This window comes from Aggregatilinea sp., from assembly GCF_036822615.1.
In the GTDB taxonomy this organism is placed as follows: domain Bacteria; phylum Chloroflexota; class Anaerolineae; order Aggregatilineales; family Aggregatilineaceae; genus Aggregatilinea.
Window position 1 is genome coordinate 1 of the sequence record NZ_DAISHJ010000135.1, and the last position, 13,775, is coordinate 13,775.

The following is a 13,775-nucleotide window of genomic DNA, read 5'->3' on the forward strand; positions in this document are numbered from 1 at the left end:
TTGATGTGTCCCATCCTAACATACCATCTGGATTAGGTTTTGGGGGGCAGGTCAATCTGGATTTTGATGATTTCTTGATCCAATTAGAGCAAGAATGGTCAGCCTTTGAGCGAGTAACTCTCCGTACTTTCAAGATGGGAGATAAGTGGGTCGAAGTTCAGAAGAATCATTTGTATGATCCTGATTTGGCCTCTAACCCTGCCAATGATTACATCCATTATCGGTATAGGATCACAGTAGATCCAGAGAATGACGCTCAGCTTGCTTCTGAAGGCTCCCCAGATTTGACACAATGGATCTATATTTGCCAAGTCGTTGAAGTCGCGTTTAGAAGAAATGGGGTATCTAGCAGAAATTGTTGCTGAATATGAACGATTGTTGGATGAATGAATCTAGACAAACATAAACCTGATCACAGGTACATTGTCGCCACACTGATGTACTGTCAGGACGTTGATGAGAGCGATCTTCGTGCTGCGGGGCAGTTACTCAATTCGGAGTAATCAGGAGCCAAAACGATCCACGCCCAGCACGTACTGAGCGTGGATCGTTGTCGGAATAACAACCGGTTTCCGCATACCCTTCTCTGCTGTTACCGCAATCCCGGTTGTCTATATTGCAAGCCCAATTTGATTGAGATGGTCGTTGAAATTCGCATCAGGGTCCTGCCCGCGGCGTTCTAAGAAGACCTCCAGTTGCATGAGGTCGCCCAACGATTGGCCTTTTGCAAGCTGCTCGAACAGATGATCTTCGCGTTCTTTGCTGATGAGCGCCTGTTCGAATACGCCTTCCAGATCGTCGGGTCGCAGAAAGATCACGCCATCAGCATCGCCAAAGACCCAATCGTTCGCCGTCACTGCCGCTCCGCCGATGTCGATAGGAACCTGTGTCTGCCCAATCCCTTTTTGACTGGCATCCAGTTTGAGCGGCCCTAACGGCGTTGAGCCGCGACAAATGACGGGAATGCCCAACTCCAGCAGCGTTGGAACGTCACGGACAAAGCCATCGACCACGAAGCCACCGAGCTTTTTGCGCCGGGCTTCGGTCGCAATAATGTCCCCCAGGATACCAACTTCGGTTTTTGCATTGTTGATGACGATCACCTGTCCTTCGACGGCGCTATGGACTGCGCTCAGAACGGCGATCAGATCATTGTTAGCCTGCACCGATAGGACGGGTCCGGCTAATTTATGCTGCGGATCGATGGGATTTAGGGCTGCGGATGGGACGCGAAAATCGACCCCCGCGCGAAATGCGGCATCGACCAGTATGGCTGTGCCGTACGTTTCATGGAACTGTGTGACGAAATTGCGCATAAGTTCCCCCAGAACTGGTACGAAACAGGGCGTCGTGTCCCTATTGTAAAAAATATCGGGCTGTCTTTCGAAGAAGTGCTTCAGGATTGTGCAGCGGACCGGATTTAAAACGATCCACGCTCAGCAACTGCTGAGCGTGGATGGCTGTCGGGGTGCCGGGACTTGAACCCGGGACCTCTGCGTCCCAAACGCAGCGCGCTAGCCAACTGCGCCACACCCCGAGTGGAAACGTGTTTAGTATACCTGCCGCCGGAGGGCGTGACAAGGGCACGACGCGTCCGGCGTTTAAACACGAAAGAGCCGTTTGTGGAGAGGGGGGGACACCACAAACGGCTCGATTCTTCGACCTAACAGCATCATCGGTGACGCGCATCTCCGTGTGTGCTAGGCCTTAGCGTCTCTTTTTGTGCTACAAGCCAACTCTATCCCATTACACGTGAGCCACTGCATCCGATCCGAAGAGACGCTAGTGACCAGAATGATAGGCCGGGGAGCTTAAATGAGCGTGAACGCATTATGAGAAGAAAATGAGAGCAGGGCTTTCCCCCATGCAGCTACGGGAAAACACCCGAAAAACAACCCCAAAAACAGGTTAAGATTTCTCATCTTTCCCCTTGCGGAACAGATTCAGCCACTCCTCGACGTCCTCCGGCGACAGGTGCGGATTCGGGTCGTCGTCGTCCGGCATGGGCGGCGCTTCCAGCTCGGCGGCGAAGGCGCGCGGCGCGATCACCTTCATCCGGCGGCGCTGCGCGACCTGCACGATCTGCTGGTCGGCGGAGACCACCCACCACTTGCCCGGATCGCGGGCGTCACGGATGCGGCGCAGCAGCAGCGCGTCGGCGGGCGTGCCGTGCGGGGCGAAGATAACCGTCACGTCGCTGGTGGACAGCGCGCGCGACGGACCGCCCGGCAGCCCGGCGTCGAAGATCACCGTGCAGCGCTTGCGCTTGCGCATCATGAAGCCCTTCAGGCGTTCGACCAGCTTGGCCTCGTCGTCAGGATCGTCCAGGCGCAGCCCGCGCATCTGCCCGATCAGATTGTGGCCGTCGATGAGGTAGGGCATGCGTTCGCGCTCCCTTGTTCGGGCATGGTTATCACCCGTTTCACGGCGCGAACAGCGTCAGCAGGCGGTCGGGGTAGTCGGTCGTCAGCCCGTCGATTCCGGCGGCGATCAGGGCGCGCGCGTCGTCCAGCTCGTTGACGGTCCAGGCGGTGATCTCCTGGCCGCGCGCGTGGATCTGGGCGACGGCTTCCGGCGTGCAGAAGGGGAAAAAAGCGTTGACGGTCTTGTAGATCACCTCGTCATCGCCCGGCAGACGATCCCACCACAGCTCGCTGAGCGCGATCTCCGGCGCGATGTGGCAGACGAGGTGCAGCGCGGCATGGTAGAAGGAGCGGATCTGCGTGCGCTCGACCAGCCCCAGCTCGCGGATCAGCGTGACGACTTCCGCCTCCATGCCGGGGAAGCGCCACGGGTCTTTCAACTCGATGAACAGCAGCAGGTTGGTGGTTTGGAGGTAGTCGAGCGTTTCGCGCAGGGTGGGGACGCGCTCGCCCGCGAAAGCCGGATCGAACGCGCTGCCCGCGTCCAGGGCCTGCACCTCGGCCAGCGTCTTTTCGTAGATCGGGCCGTGGCCGTTCGTGGTGCGATCCAGGTCGTCATCATGGAAGACCACCAGCGCGCCGTCGGTGGTGCGCTGCACGTCGAATTCCACACCGTCGATGCCCAGATCCGCCGCGACGCGGAACGCCGCAAGCGTATTTTCCGGCGCGAGGCCGCGTGCTCCACGATGCCCGACGATGATCGGGTGACGGTCGGAGGCGAGCGAGCGGGGGATCGACTTCAAGTAGCGCCACTCAGGGCGATCTTCCGGCGGCAGCACCGGGGATGTGCGCAGTTCTTCTTCGGCCACGGTTATAGCTCCTGTCCAGGTAAAAACGTGGCCCTATTATACGCCCTCGCCGCCCCCGATCCACTCCACGCCGCGCGCCGCATCGCCGCGCACCAGCGTGATGACGGCGATCTCCGGGCGGCAGTTGAAACGCAGCGTCACGCGCCCGGTCCCGATCCCACGCGAGACGTACAGCGCCATGCCGCCGACCCGGTACGCGCCTTCGGGGTAGCGCCTGCCCAGGTCAGGCAGGATCAGCGGCGGCAGTCCCGGCGGGCGGATCTGGCCGCCGTGCGCGTGGCCGGACAGTTGGAGCACCACACGCGGATTTTCCGCCGCCGCCGGGGCGTAATCCGGCTCGTGCGCCATCAGGAGCACGGGGGCATCGTCCGGCGCGCCGCGCAGCGAGGCGGCCAGATCGGGCATACCCCACAGCACGTCGTCCACGCCCGCCAGCACCAGCCGGTCCGCCCCACGCGCCAGAACACGGTGCTCGTTGCGCAGCAGCGCGATCCCGGCGTCCGCGAGATGCGCCTTCAGCCGCGCCGAGCGGCTGAAATAATCGTGATTGCCCAGGATGGCCCATACGCCGTCGCGGGCTTCCAGCCGCGACAGGACCGCCGCGCCTGCCGCCAATCCATCGCGGCCCGCCGTGGCGATGTCGCCCGTCAGCAGGACGAGATCGGGCGCGGCGCGGTTCGTCAGCGTGACGACGTGCGGCAGCGCGTTTTGGGTCAGGCGAATGCCCAGATGCAGATCCGACAACTGCGCGATGCGGTAGCCCTCAAAGGCGGGCGGCAGATCGGGCACGGCCAGCGTGTGGTGCGTGAGACGCGGCCAGCGCGGTTCGACGCGCCACGCATAAAACAGCCCCACGCCCGGCGCAATCGCACCCGCCAGCGCCGCCCATGCTTTAAAGCGGTTCATGATGCGGTCGCTTTCAGGGACAGCCGCGCGACGACCGGGCGGTGATCGGACGAGCCGCCGCTGGTCCAGGTGCGCGCTTCCAGTGCGGTGAAGTGATCGCTGTGCCAGACGTAGTCGATGCGCACGATCCGCAGACCGGGCGCGAGGTCGCGCAGGCGGTTCGGGTACGAAAAGTCCAGGCCCCAGCCGCTCTCGCGGAAGGAATCGTGCAGGATGCGCGCCGTCGCTTGGTAAGCGTCGGACTGGTCGGACATGTTGCAGTCGCACAACATCAGCACCGGGCCGCTTTCCGTCCGGACGCGCACCCGCAGGTCGGCCAGCTCCGCGTCGCGCAAGCTGTCGTCGTAGCCCGTTGGCAGCAGGCCGTGCGGCGGGCGGGGATGCGCTACGAAGACGGTCACCGGGCCGCCGGGCGTGTCGATCACCGCGCGTAGATGGCGCATCGAGTCGGGCAGCGCGGAGAAGGGCGCTTCTTCGAGGATCGGGTAGCGGCTGATCAGTCCCACGCCGTGCACGGGCATCTGCGGATACCACACCTGATACGGGTAGTCCTCGCCCAGTTCGGCCTGAATGCGGTCGGCGTGCTCCGGCCCGACTTCCTCGAAGCCGACAACGTCCGCGTCCATGTCGCGGATGACCGCGACCACCTGATCGGGATCGGAAAAATGGGAGAGGATGTTATACGTGGCGACCTTGATCGTGACGCCGTCCCCGGCCTGGGCTACACTGCCGGGTGGCAGCAGCAAATCGCCGTAGAGCAGCGCGAAGGCCAGCAGGATCGGGACGTGCAGCGCGGCCAGCCGCCAGCGCCGACCGACCGCGGCCACGATCGCCGCGACCAGCCCGCCGAGCGCCCACCACGGCACGAAATTATTCGCCCACGCGACCGCGCTCCAGCGTTCTCCAACGGCCAGCCGCGCGATCAGGTACGCAGTCGTGCCCACACCATACAGCAGCCCTGCCGCTAACAGCAGCCGCCACGCCGCCCGGCCCAGATCGCGGACCGGGGATTTCTCCGCTGTCGCCGCCGTCATGGTTACGATCCGGCGTTCAGCGCGAGGTCGGCCACGATTGGGCGATGATCGGACGTGCCGCTGCCGTCGGCGGGGTGCGCGTTCAGCGCGGTAAAGTCGCCGCTGATCCAGATGTAGTCGATGCGCACCAGCGGCGGCAGGAACGTGCGGCCATAGGGGAAGGTCAGGCCGAAGCCGCGCCCGGCCTCGCGGAAGGCGTCGTCCAGCAGGTCATCCAGCGCGCCGTACGGATCGGACTGGTCGGACATGTTGCAGTCGCAGAGCACCATCACCGGCCCCGTCTCCGCCGCGACACGCGCGCGCAGGTCGGCCAGCTCGATATTACGCGGGCCGTCCTCATAATTGAGCGGGAAAAATGGGCTGGTGGGCGAGGGCGGGTGCGCGACGAAGACTGTCACGGGCGTGCCGTCGATGTCCAGCACGGCGCGCAGGTGCAGATTGGCCGGTTCGACCGGCTCGTAGACTTCGTGTTCCAGGATCGGGTAGCGGCTGAGCAGCCCGACGCCGTGCACGGTCGGCTGCGGATACAGCACGCGGTAGGGGTAGAGATCCTGCGTGGCGGCGTCGATGGCCTCCTCGTGATCGTAGCCCAGTTCGTTCAGGCCGATCACGTCCGCATTCAGCCCCAGGATCGTCTCGACCACCACGTTGGGGTCGGAGTCCTGGCTGTGCATGTTGTACGCAGCGGTGCGAAACTCGACCGCCGCATCGGCCACCGCCGCCGAGTTGTGCGGTGTCAGGAGATCCCCGAACAGCACGCCGAACGCGACCAGCATCGGCGCTTGCAGCGCGACCAGCAGCCAGCGACGGCGGAATAACAGCGCCAGGAACGCCATACCCAGCGCCGCCGCCGACATCCACAGCACGAAGTTGTTCGCCCACGCGATGGGCCGCCACTGCTCGCCCACGGCGGCCCGCGCCACCAGATAGACGATCGTGCCCAGGCCGTACAGGACGATCACACTCTGCACGGCGGCAGACACCGCCCGCCGCAGCATGGAAACGGACGATCTCGCCGTCGCCCCAGAAGACTTCTGATGCATACCACCAACTCCTTACCCTCGTCCGCTGTATCACACTCCCCCACTAGACCATACACGCAGACGTGAAAAATTTCCCACTACGCTCAGGCAACGATTACTTGAATGTGATCGCCGTCGTCTTCATCCACTTCGACGCTGATGGGGTCGTCGCCGGGCGCGAGCGTGACCATCGACAGCAGTCCCGCCGCCATGTCCAGGCTGGAGCGGGTCTCCTCATCGACGAACCGCTGCCCGATGCGGATGCCCCACGACGCCACTCCCAGCGGCAGCGGCAGGCTGATGCGGAGGCGGTCGCCGTCGGTTTCGCTCACGCGGATGTGTACCCAGCGCGCCGTGCGGCTCCAGAAGCCGATCAGCACGATCAGCCCGGCCAGCAGGAACAGGCTCCACAGGCAGAGCACGCCCACTGTAAACAGTCCAACCGTGCCCGACCACAGCAGGCAGATCCCGCTCGTCGCCAGCAGCCCCACGCCCACCGTGACGGGAATCTCCCAGTAGCGGCGGAAGGTCGTGTCGTCTGGCTCGTCTGGCGGCACGGTCGTCACGCGGACGGGGTCTGGTGCTTCAGGCGCGGGCGGTTCCACAGCGTCTTGGCCGGGATGCTCGCCGGGCAGATCCTCAAGCGCGCGCAGCAGCTCATCGGCTTCGGCGGCGCTCAGAATGCCGTCCTGCACCATCTGCAAAATGCGGCGCTGCTCCTCGCTCACGGCGCGGCCTCCTCCCCGACCAGTTCCAACTGTGCAATCACGGGCCGGTGATCGGACGTGCCCGCGTCATCCCACACGGTGAAGTCGAGCGTTTTGAACGCATCGTTGTGCCAGACGTAATCGAGCCGTAGGAACGGGAACGGCAGACGGCTCTGGAACGTGAAGCCCAGCCCCCGCCCGACTTCCCAGAAGCTGTCGTGCAGCATGTCGCGCAGGGCGCGGTAGGCGTCGGACTGGTCGGTGATGTTGCAGTCGCACAGCATCAGCAGCGGGCCGTTCGTCTCGGCCAGATACATCGAGCGCAGGGTTTGCAGCTCGGCGGTGTTGTCTGTGTCGTCGTACGTGAGGGGATTGGTCCGGTTTTTGGCCGGGACGGGGTGCGCCGCGAACACCGTGACGGGCGTGCCGTTGACGTCCAGCACGGCGCGCAGGTACACGAACGAATTTTCCCCGATGGTGAACGCGCTTTCTTCTTCGATCGGGTAGCGGCTGAACAGGCCCACGCCCCGGTGTTCGGGTTCGGTGGGATGCAGGGCGCTGTAGGGATAGAGGGTCGCCAACTGCTGCTCGATGACGCCGGTGTGGTCCGGGCCTAATTCGTGCAGCGCGATCACGTCCGCGTCGATGTCCGCGATCACCTGCGCGATCTCGTCCGCGTCGGATTGGCCGGAGAGGATGTTGTAGCTGGCGACACGGATCTGCGGGCCGGTTCCGGCGGCAGGCGGATCGGCGGGCAGCAGCACGGGGTTATAGATCAGCAGCGCGGCGAAGATGACCGGCAGTTGGAGCGAGATCAGCAGCCCGCGCCAGCGCGACAGCAGCGCGAGGATCGCCAGAACCAGCGCCAGCACCGCCATCCAGGGCAGGGCGTTATTAAAATAGGCGACGATGCTCGACGTTTCGCCAATGGTGATGCGCGCCAGCAGGTACATAGATGCCGCGAACCCGTACAGCGCGACAAACGTCTGCGCGCAGCCCCATGCCGCGCGTCCCGGTTCGCCCAGACATCCGCGTTCCTCGTCGTCTTCCCGCCGGTTCCGGTTCATGGTTTCGTCCTTCCGCGTGCATAGGGCACTGCGCTGAAACTGCCTTTAAATTTACCATCGTTGGTGCCAGCCGGAATCAAGTCTACAATAAGAAGCAGGTGGAGATAAGGGAAAAACAATGGAGCACTATTCGATTCAGGAAGCACAGACCGATCTCCCTAAGCTGATCGCAGAAGCCCGCCACGGTAAAACGATTCTAATCGTGAGTGAGGACGATCAGGCCGTTCAGCTTGTTCCGGTCCCCACTCCTCCAAAGCGTCGCAAAGCGGGCAGCGCGCGCGGGCTGGTTACCCTTGCCTCCGATTTCGATGCTCCGCTTGCTGACTTTGGTGAGTATATGGAATGAACTACCTGCTTGATACCCATGCCTTTTTATGGTTTATCAGCGCCGATCCCTCCCTTAGTCCTGCTGCGCAGGCGGCTATCGAATCGGAAGAAAACCGCATTTTTCTCAGCACTGCCAGCTTATGGGAAATGGCGATCAAGGTCAGCCTGGGAAAACTGGAAGTGCCATCTCCGTTCGGCCAATTTATGTACGAGCAGATGCGCGAAAATGACGTGACGCTGCACGGGATTCAACTGGCGCATATCGACAAAGTTGTGACGCTGCCATTTCATCACCGAGATCCATTCGACCGGCTCATCGTCGCGCAAAGCCTGACGGATCAGCTTCCGGTGATCGGCAAAGATCCGGTCTTCGATGCGTACGGTATCCAGCGTGTGTGGTGATAACCCGATCTTGTGACGCCGTCCGCCTTTTCTTTTCCCCACGAATGTAGCCAATTGTCCGCCGGAAGGAAACTTTTCCACCGCGTCGAGCGGCCCAATGCGCCGCTGATTGCCCGACCTCGCGGCGTGTGTTAAGATGGCTGCAACGCCATCGTTACGGCGCACCGCCGGGCCGGTATCCTGTCACGTGTGAGGAAGCACAGCTATGAGTCGTCGGGTTCTTTTCGGATTCATCCTCCTGAATGTGATCGTATCGCTCGCGGTGGCGTTCGTCCTCATCAGCTACGATCGTTCCCGGCGGCCCGAAGTGGAACCGCTCGAAGGGCCCACGCAGGTGATCATCGTCAGCGAGACGCCCGTGCCGGGCAGCGCCAACATCAAGCCCGACCAGTACGTCGCTACGATCAGCGCCCAGCAGTTGACGATTGCCGCGCTCAGCCAGGCGACGCCGATCGTCGCCACGGCCCAGCCTTCGCCGGACGTGGGCGAGCAGGAGATTTCAGGCACGCCAATCCTGGCGACGATCGATCCAGCCCTGCTGCCGCCCATCCCGACTGACGGCCCGGCGGGCGAAGTGCCGGTCGATGCGCCGCTGGACGCAACCGGCGAGACCGAAGCGGCGGCGGATGATGGCTGCCTGCGCTATACCGTCCAGGCGGGCGACGTGATCGGCAGCATCGCGGACGAATATGGCGTCTTCCCCGGTGACCTGATGTCAGTCAACGGCATTGGCGTCGATGACTTCATCCAGATCGGGCAGGTGCTGGTCATCCCGAACGAGGGCTGCACGCTGATGTATACGCCCACGCCCGTACCGACCGCGACCAATACGCCGTTCCCGCTCCAGATGCGCGCCGCGACGGTCACCTTAGGGCCGACCGCCGCCCAGGCAGACGTCGAGATCTCGGCAGTGCTGGGCGTTGGCGACGTGAATAACGAGGCGGTCGAGCTGCACAACGACAGCGGTAGCGCGATCAATCTGGAAGGGTGGACACTGTCCAGCGACGGCGTCGCCGTGTTTGAATTCCCCGAGTTCAGGATGCGGCAGGACAGCCGCGTGCGGATCTTCACGCGCCAGGGCACGGATACGCCCGCCGCGCTGTACTGGGGCCGCGACGACGCGGCCTGGGCCGTCGGCGAGACGCTGACGCTGAGCGACGCGGAGGGCAGCGTGCAGGCGACATTCGAGATCGAGGCTGGATCGTAACGGCGCTGGTTGGCTGCCCGTGAAGGACAAAAAAAACGGGCGGAACAAGCTCCACCCCTACAAAAGACGGGATCGCGCATGGCGCTGCTGCACGCGTAATGTGTAGTAGATGGGGCGTATCGTAACGTCCCTACGCGATGAGGAACGTCTGCGGTAAAGAGGCAACAAGAAAGACGCAGCCGACTTGCTGGGCTGCGTCTCTTGACACGACAGGAATAAACCCTTGTGGTTACAAGGGGAGATGGCTTACGGTGTGAACCCCGGCGATGCGGGAGTTACTTGTTACGGACGTCCGCCGGTGTGGTTTCGTTCTTCTCGTCGTCACCCTTCAGTCCCTTACGGAACTCGCGGATGGCCGACCCCATCTCACCACCAACCCGAGAGACACGCCCAACGCCGAACAGTAGCACAACGACGGCCAGAATCAAGATCAGCTCGGTAGTGCCCAGGCTGCCCATAAAGTTTCTCCTTAGTACCTAACGGTGTACAGACCCAACGATTGCTTACCCTGATGAAACGCTTACAAGCAGCTCCACAAGGAAGTCACATTACCCATTATAACCCCCTTCCTAAAAAGGGGGTAAGATCTTGGAATCGCTTTCGCCCCTTGCTACACTAGGCCGTATTCAGCATGGGAGGAGGCCCCCTTTGCCCGCACAGGCACTTTACCTCAAGTGGCGACCGCAGACGTTCGAGGACGTCATCGGCCAGGAGCACATCACGCGCACGCTGCGTAATGCGCTGCGCCAGGACCGCGTTCGTCACGCGTACCTGTTCAGTGGGCCGCGCGGTACGGGGAAAACCACGACCGCCCGCCTGCTGGCGAAAGCCGTCAACTGTGCCCATCCCGACCCCGAAAAGCGGCCCTGCAACGAGTGCAGCTACTGCGTGGCCGTCAACGAGGGCCGGTTCCTTGACCTGATCGAGATCGACGCGGCGTCACATACGGGCGTGGATGACGTGCGCGACCTGCGCGACAAGATCGGGTTCGCCCCCAGCGAAGGCCGCTATAAAGTTTACATTATCGACGAAGTGCACCGCTTCTCCGGCGCGGCGTTCGATGCGCTGTTGAAAACGCTGGAGGAGCCGCCCGCGCACGCGATCTTCGTGCTGGCGACGACCGAGATCGCCAAAGTGCCCGCCACGATCAAAAGCCGCTGCCTGATGTTCGAGTTCCGCCGCGTCTCGCTGGCGGAAGTGACCGACCGGCTGGCGAAGATCGCGGAGGGCGATCACGTCTCGATCGATCGCGCCGCGCTGGAACTGGTCGCCCGCGAGGGGACCGGCAGCGTGCGCGACAGCATCAGCCTGCTCGACCAGCTTATTGCCGACCCGGACGAGCATATCTCACTGGATATGGCCGAGCAGCTTCTCGGCACGTCCAGCGGGCAGCACGTCGTGGATCTGGCCCAGGCGTTGATCGATGCCGACACGGCGCGCGGCCTGGACCTGATCAATACCACGGTGGACAGCGGCGCCGACCCGCGCCAGTTTGGGCGGCAGATCGTGGAGCATTTGCGCCATGTGCTGCTGCTGAAGATGGGCGGTCCGGCGATGGTGGACGTGTCGCAGGAGCGCCGCGCGGCGATCGAACAACAGGCGGCGCAGGCTCCACGCGGGGCGCTGCTGGCCGCGATCCGTGCCTTTAACGGCGCGGTGCAGGATTGGCAGGGCGGTTGGCAGCCGCAGCTTCCGCTGGAACTGGCGTTCCTCGAAAGCCTCCAGATCGGCGCGCAGCCCGAACCGGCTCCCACGCCGTTCCAGGGTCGCACGCAGGAGGATCTGCCCGCGCCGCTGCCCGCTACGCCCAAGCCCGCCGCAACCCCGGCGGCTCCGCCGTCACCCGGTGCGGCCACCAGCGCGCAGGAGGTCACAACGCAGTGGGGCAATATTCAGCGCGTGGCCAAGCGCCATCACCCCTCACTTCCGGCGCTGCTGGATCATGCTCGCCCGCGTGACGTTCAGGGCGACCATCTGATCCTCGGCGTGAAAGCGCCCGTCTTCAAGGTCAAGCTTGAAGCCGACGACAAGCGGCAGGCGCTGCAAGAGGCGATCCGCGAGGTGATGAACGTGACGCTGGAAATCACGATCACCGTGCTGAACGAGGGCGGGGGGCACGATCAGGCCGTGGACGATCTGCTGGCGGAAGATGACGTGCTGGCGTTTGGCGTTAACGAATTGGGCGGCGAGATCACCGGGCTGGACGAGTAAAAAAAGCGGCAGTGATGGCCGAGATCCGGTATAATAGTTCAAATAATCCAGACCAATATTGACGGACGATCACAGACCAGGAGCAGTCGGATGAGCAAGCAGCGTGGCGCGTTTGGACCCGGTGGGACGCCCAGTGGGGGCATGAAGAACCAGGGGGCGATTCTGCGGCAGATCCAGAAGATGCAAGAAGATATGGAAGCCACCCAGGCTGCTTTGGAAGAAGAAACGCTGGATATCAGCGTGGGTGGTGGCGCGGTGACGGTCGTCATTACCGGCAGCCAGAAGGTCAAGTCGGTCACGATCAACCCCGACGCGATCGACACCGAGGACGAAGAGTGGCTGACCGACCTGCAAGACCTGCTGGTCCTCGCCACGAATCAGGCCATCGAGCAGAGCAAGCAGCACGCCGCCGACCGTATGGAAGGCGTTACGGGCGGGCTGGGCAATATGCTGCCGGGCGGCCTGGGCGGGCTGTTCGGATAATCTCCGCGGGTTCCGTTTAGCTTGATCTTCAACCGATGCGCGTTGGCCGTTCCGGCGGCCAGCGCCGCATTTCGTTACTGATGCCCGTTCATACTGTTTGATCCGGCGCGCTCTGGGCGCTGCCGCATCGTTCGACCGTCCACTTCTTCGACGCATCCATCCGGTTTTCGACTCTTACAACCGATAAACGCGAGGTCCCGTTGAGTAAAGCGATTCCGCAGTCCGTAACTCAGTTGATCGAAGCGTTCTCGCGGCTGCCGGGGGTTGGACCCAAAACGGCGTCGCGCCTGACGTATTACCTGCTCCGCGCGCCGGACGATTTAACGCAGTCGCTGGCGACGGCCCTCACCGACCTGAAGACCAAGACACGTTACTGCTCGGTATGCTACAACATCACCGAAGAAGATCCGTGCCCCATCTGCCGCGACGCGGAGCGCGACACCAACGAGGTGGTCGTGGTCGAAGATCCGCTCGACGTGCTGGCGGTGGAGCGGGTAGGGACGTATAAGGGGCGCTATCACGTGCTGCACGGCGCGATCTCGCCCGTGGAAGGCATCGGCCCGGAGGATCTGAAGATCCGCGAGCTGGTCGAGCGCGTCAAGCGCGGCGGCATCGACGAGGTGATCATCGCCACCAATCCCGGCCTGGAAGGGGATGCCACGGCGATGTACATGCAGCACCAGCTCGCGCCGACCAGCGTCAAAGTGACGCGGCTGGCGCGCGGTCTGCCGACCGGCGGCGACCTCGAATACGTCGATTCGATGACGCTGCTGCGCGCCTTCCAGGGCAGGCAGGAAATGTAGCCGCGAGGGAGCGGTGCGCGGGGCGATCCTTGCAGCCAGCTAACGAGGGTGATCCAACCTTTCAAGCAGATTTAGGAAAGTCTTTGGATTACCCTTGACGCTCCCCTTTAAGGGTGGTAAGATTTGCACACGCTCGACGGAACGAAGCGAACGCGACAAAACGCCGCGCTCGCGGTTCTAAAAAATGAATGACTGGAGAGGGGCGTACACCGGCAAAAGCAATCTGAAAACCTCACGTTTTCGTTGTGCTTTTCCACCGCCGAAATTGTAAAACACGTTCGGCGTTTTTGTTCCCTCAATCCGGCCACTCATTGAGCGGCGCACCTTAACAACAGCATAGTGACAGGAAGAATGTGCGAGAGAGCACCCTGAGA

Annotated in this window: 17 protein-coding genes and 1 tRNA gene; 7 read left to right on the top strand and 11 right to left on the bottom strand. The window is 62.7% G+C overall.

Annotated features, from left to right (window positions below):
- A partial coding sequence (locus tag V7116_RS22650) for a hypothetical protein (protein WP_324394260.1) occupies positions 1–365 on the top strand: 365 nt, incomplete at its 5' end.
- Between the two features lie 246 nt (positions 366–611).
- Here the strand turns inward: V7116_RS22650 and V7116_RS22655 are convergent.
- The 9 genes from V7116_RS22655 to V7116_RS22695 form a co-directional block, all read right to left on the bottom strand.
- The gene (locus V7116_RS22655) at positions 612–1,316 is read right to left on the bottom strand and encodes an RraA family protein (RefSeq protein ID WP_324394261.1); all 705 of its coding nucleotides are present in this window, start codon (positions 1,314–1,316) and stop codon (positions 612–614) included.
- A gap of 147 nt (positions 1,317–1,463) precedes the next feature.
- Positions 1,464–1,537 (bottom strand) — tRNA-Pro (locus tag V7116_RS22660).
- Between the two features lie 371 nt (positions 1,538–1,908).
- Entirely contained in the window at positions 1,909–2,382 is a 474-nt protein-coding gene (locus tag V7116_RS22665; protein WP_324394262.1) for an NYN domain-containing protein, read from the bottom strand.
- 40 nt (positions 2,383–2,422) lie between these two features.
- The gene (locus V7116_RS22670; protein ID WP_324394263.1) at positions 2,423–3,232 is read right to left on the bottom strand and encodes a glycerophosphodiester phosphodiesterase; all 810 of its coding nucleotides are present in this window, start codon (positions 3,230–3,232) and stop codon (positions 2,423–2,425) included.
- A gap of 36 nt (positions 3,233–3,268) precedes the next feature.
- Complete coding sequence (locus tag V7116_RS22675; protein WP_324394264.1) at positions 3,269–4,138, bottom strand: metallophosphoesterase; 870 nt, start codon at positions 4,136–4,138, stop codon at positions 3,269–3,271.
- Positions 4,135–5,172: an endonuclease/exonuclease/phosphatase family protein gene (locus V7116_RS22680; protein WP_324394265.1), complete on the bottom strand. Its 1,038-nt coding sequence runs from the start codon at positions 5,170–5,172 to the stop codon at positions 4,135–4,137. The genes V7116_RS22675 and V7116_RS22680 overlap by 4 nt, the downstream gene beginning before the upstream one ends.
- A gap of 2 nt (positions 5,173–5,174) precedes the next feature.
- A complete protein-coding gene (locus V7116_RS22685) occupies positions 5,175–6,215 on the bottom strand; it encodes an endonuclease/exonuclease/phosphatase family protein (protein ID WP_324394266.1) in 1,041 nt (346 codons plus the stop codon).
- An 83-nt stretch (positions 6,216–6,298) separates the two neighbouring features.
- Positions 6,299–6,922 (bottom strand): SHOCT-like domain-containing protein, encoded by a 624-nt coding sequence (locus V7116_RS22690; RefSeq protein WP_324394267.1) that lies wholly within the window; start codon positions 6,920–6,922, stop codon positions 6,299–6,301.
- Positions 6,919–7,968: an endonuclease/exonuclease/phosphatase family protein gene (locus tag V7116_RS22695; RefSeq protein ID WP_324394268.1), complete on the bottom strand. Its 1,050-nt coding sequence runs from the start codon at positions 7,966–7,968 to the stop codon at positions 6,919–6,921. The genes V7116_RS22690 and V7116_RS22695 overlap by 4 nt, the downstream gene beginning before the upstream one ends.
- A 118-nt stretch (positions 7,969–8,086) precedes the next feature.
- On the opposite strand from V7116_RS22695, the gene V7116_RS22700 reads away from it, so the two are divergent.
- The 3 genes from V7116_RS22700 to V7116_RS22710 all read left to right on the top strand — a co-directional run bounded on the left by V7116_RS22700 (position 8,087) and on the right by V7116_RS22710 (position 9,904).
- The gene (locus V7116_RS22700; RefSeq protein WP_324394269.1) at positions 8,087–8,314 is read left to right on the top strand and encodes a type II toxin-antitoxin system Phd/YefM family antitoxin; all 228 of its coding nucleotides are present in this window, start codon (positions 8,087–8,089) and stop codon (positions 8,312–8,314) included.
- On the top strand, positions 8,311–8,697 hold the full coding sequence (locus V7116_RS22705) for a type II toxin-antitoxin system VapC family toxin (protein ID WP_324394270.1): 387 nt from the start codon (positions 8,311–8,313) through the stop codon (positions 8,695–8,697). The genes V7116_RS22700 and V7116_RS22705 overlap by 4 nt, the downstream gene beginning before the upstream one ends.
- Positions 8,698–8,902: 205 nt before the next feature.
- Entirely contained in the window at positions 8,903–9,904 is a 1,002-nt protein-coding gene (locus tag V7116_RS22710; RefSeq protein WP_324394271.1) for a lamin tail domain-containing protein, read from the top strand.
- A 275-nt stretch (positions 9,905–10,179) separates the two neighbouring features.
- Here the strand turns inward: V7116_RS22710 and tatA are convergent, their stop codons facing one another.
- A complete protein-coding gene (tatA, locus tag V7116_RS22715; protein ID WP_324394272.1) occupies positions 10,180–10,362 on the bottom strand; it encodes a twin-arginine translocase TatA/TatE family subunit in 183 nt (60 codons plus the stop codon).
- A gap of 190 nt (positions 10,363–10,552) precedes the next feature.
- On the opposite strand from tatA, the gene dnaX reads away from it, so the two are divergent.
- From dnaX to recR, 3 genes are all read left to right on the top strand, one after another.
- Complete coding sequence (dnaX, locus tag V7116_RS22720) at positions 10,553–12,115, top strand: DNA polymerase III subunit gamma/tau (RefSeq protein ID WP_324394273.1); 1,563 nt, start codon at positions 10,553–10,555, stop codon at positions 12,113–12,115.
- Between the two features lie 90 nt (positions 12,116–12,205).
- Entirely contained in the window at positions 12,206–12,598 is a 393-nt protein-coding gene (locus V7116_RS22725; RefSeq protein ID WP_324394274.1) for a YbaB/EbfC family nucleoid-associated protein, read from the top strand.
- A gap of 200 nt (positions 12,599–12,798) precedes the next feature.
- The gene (gene recR / locus V7116_RS22730) at positions 12,799–13,401 is read left to right on the top strand and encodes a recombination mediator RecR (RefSeq protein ID WP_324394275.1); all 603 of its coding nucleotides are present in this window, start codon (positions 12,799–12,801) and stop codon (positions 13,399–13,401) included.
- Between the two features lie 177 nt (positions 13,402–13,578).
- Here recR and V7116_RS22735 read toward each other — a convergent pair.
- Positions 13,579–13,775: hypothetical protein (locus tag V7116_RS22735; RefSeq protein ID WP_324394276.1), on the bottom strand; the 197-nt coding region annotated here is incomplete at its 5' end.

Excerpts from the sequence above, each read along its gene's own strand:
- V7116_RS22655 (WP_324394261.1), bottom strand. The coding sequence starts at position 1,316 with ATGCGCAATTTCGTCACACAGTTCCATGAAACGTACGGCACAGCCATA.
- V7116_RS22665 (WP_324394262.1), bottom strand. The coding sequence starts at position 2,382 with ATGCCCTACCTCATCGACGGCCACAATCTGATCGGGCAGATGCGCGGG.
- V7116_RS22675 (WP_324394264.1), bottom strand. The coding sequence starts at position 4,138 with ATGAACCGCTTTAAAGCATGGGCGGCGCTGGCGGGTGCGATTGCGCCG.
- V7116_RS22680 (WP_324394265.1), bottom strand. The coding sequence starts at position 5,172 with ATGACGGCGGCGACAGCGGAGAAATCCCCGGTCCGCGATCTGGGCCGG.
- V7116_RS22685 (WP_324394266.1), bottom strand. The coding sequence starts at position 6,215 with ATGCATCAGAAGTCTTCTGGGGCGACGGCGAGATCGTCCGTTTCCATG.
- V7116_RS22695 (WP_324394268.1), bottom strand. The coding sequence starts at position 7,968 with ATGAACCGGAACCGGCGGGAAGACGACGAGGAACGCGGATGTCTGGGC.
- V7116_RS22700 (WP_324394269.1), top strand. The coding sequence starts at position 8,087 with ATGGAGCACTATTCGATTCAGGAAGCACAGACCGATCTCCCTAAGCTG.
- V7116_RS22705 (WP_324394270.1), top strand. The coding sequence starts at position 8,311 with ATGAACTACCTGCTTGATACCCATGCCTTTTTATGGTTTATCAGCGCC.
- V7116_RS22710 (WP_324394271.1), top strand. The coding sequence starts at position 8,903 with ATGAGTCGTCGGGTTCTTTTCGGATTCATCCTCCTGAATGTGATCGTA.
- tatA (WP_324394272.1), bottom strand. The coding sequence starts at position 10,362 with ATGGGCAGCCTGGGCACTACCGAGCTGATCTTGATTCTGGCCGTCGTT.
- V7116_RS22725 (WP_324394274.1), top strand. The coding sequence starts at position 12,206 with ATGAGCAAGCAGCGTGGCGCGTTTGGACCCGGTGGGACGCCCAGTGGG.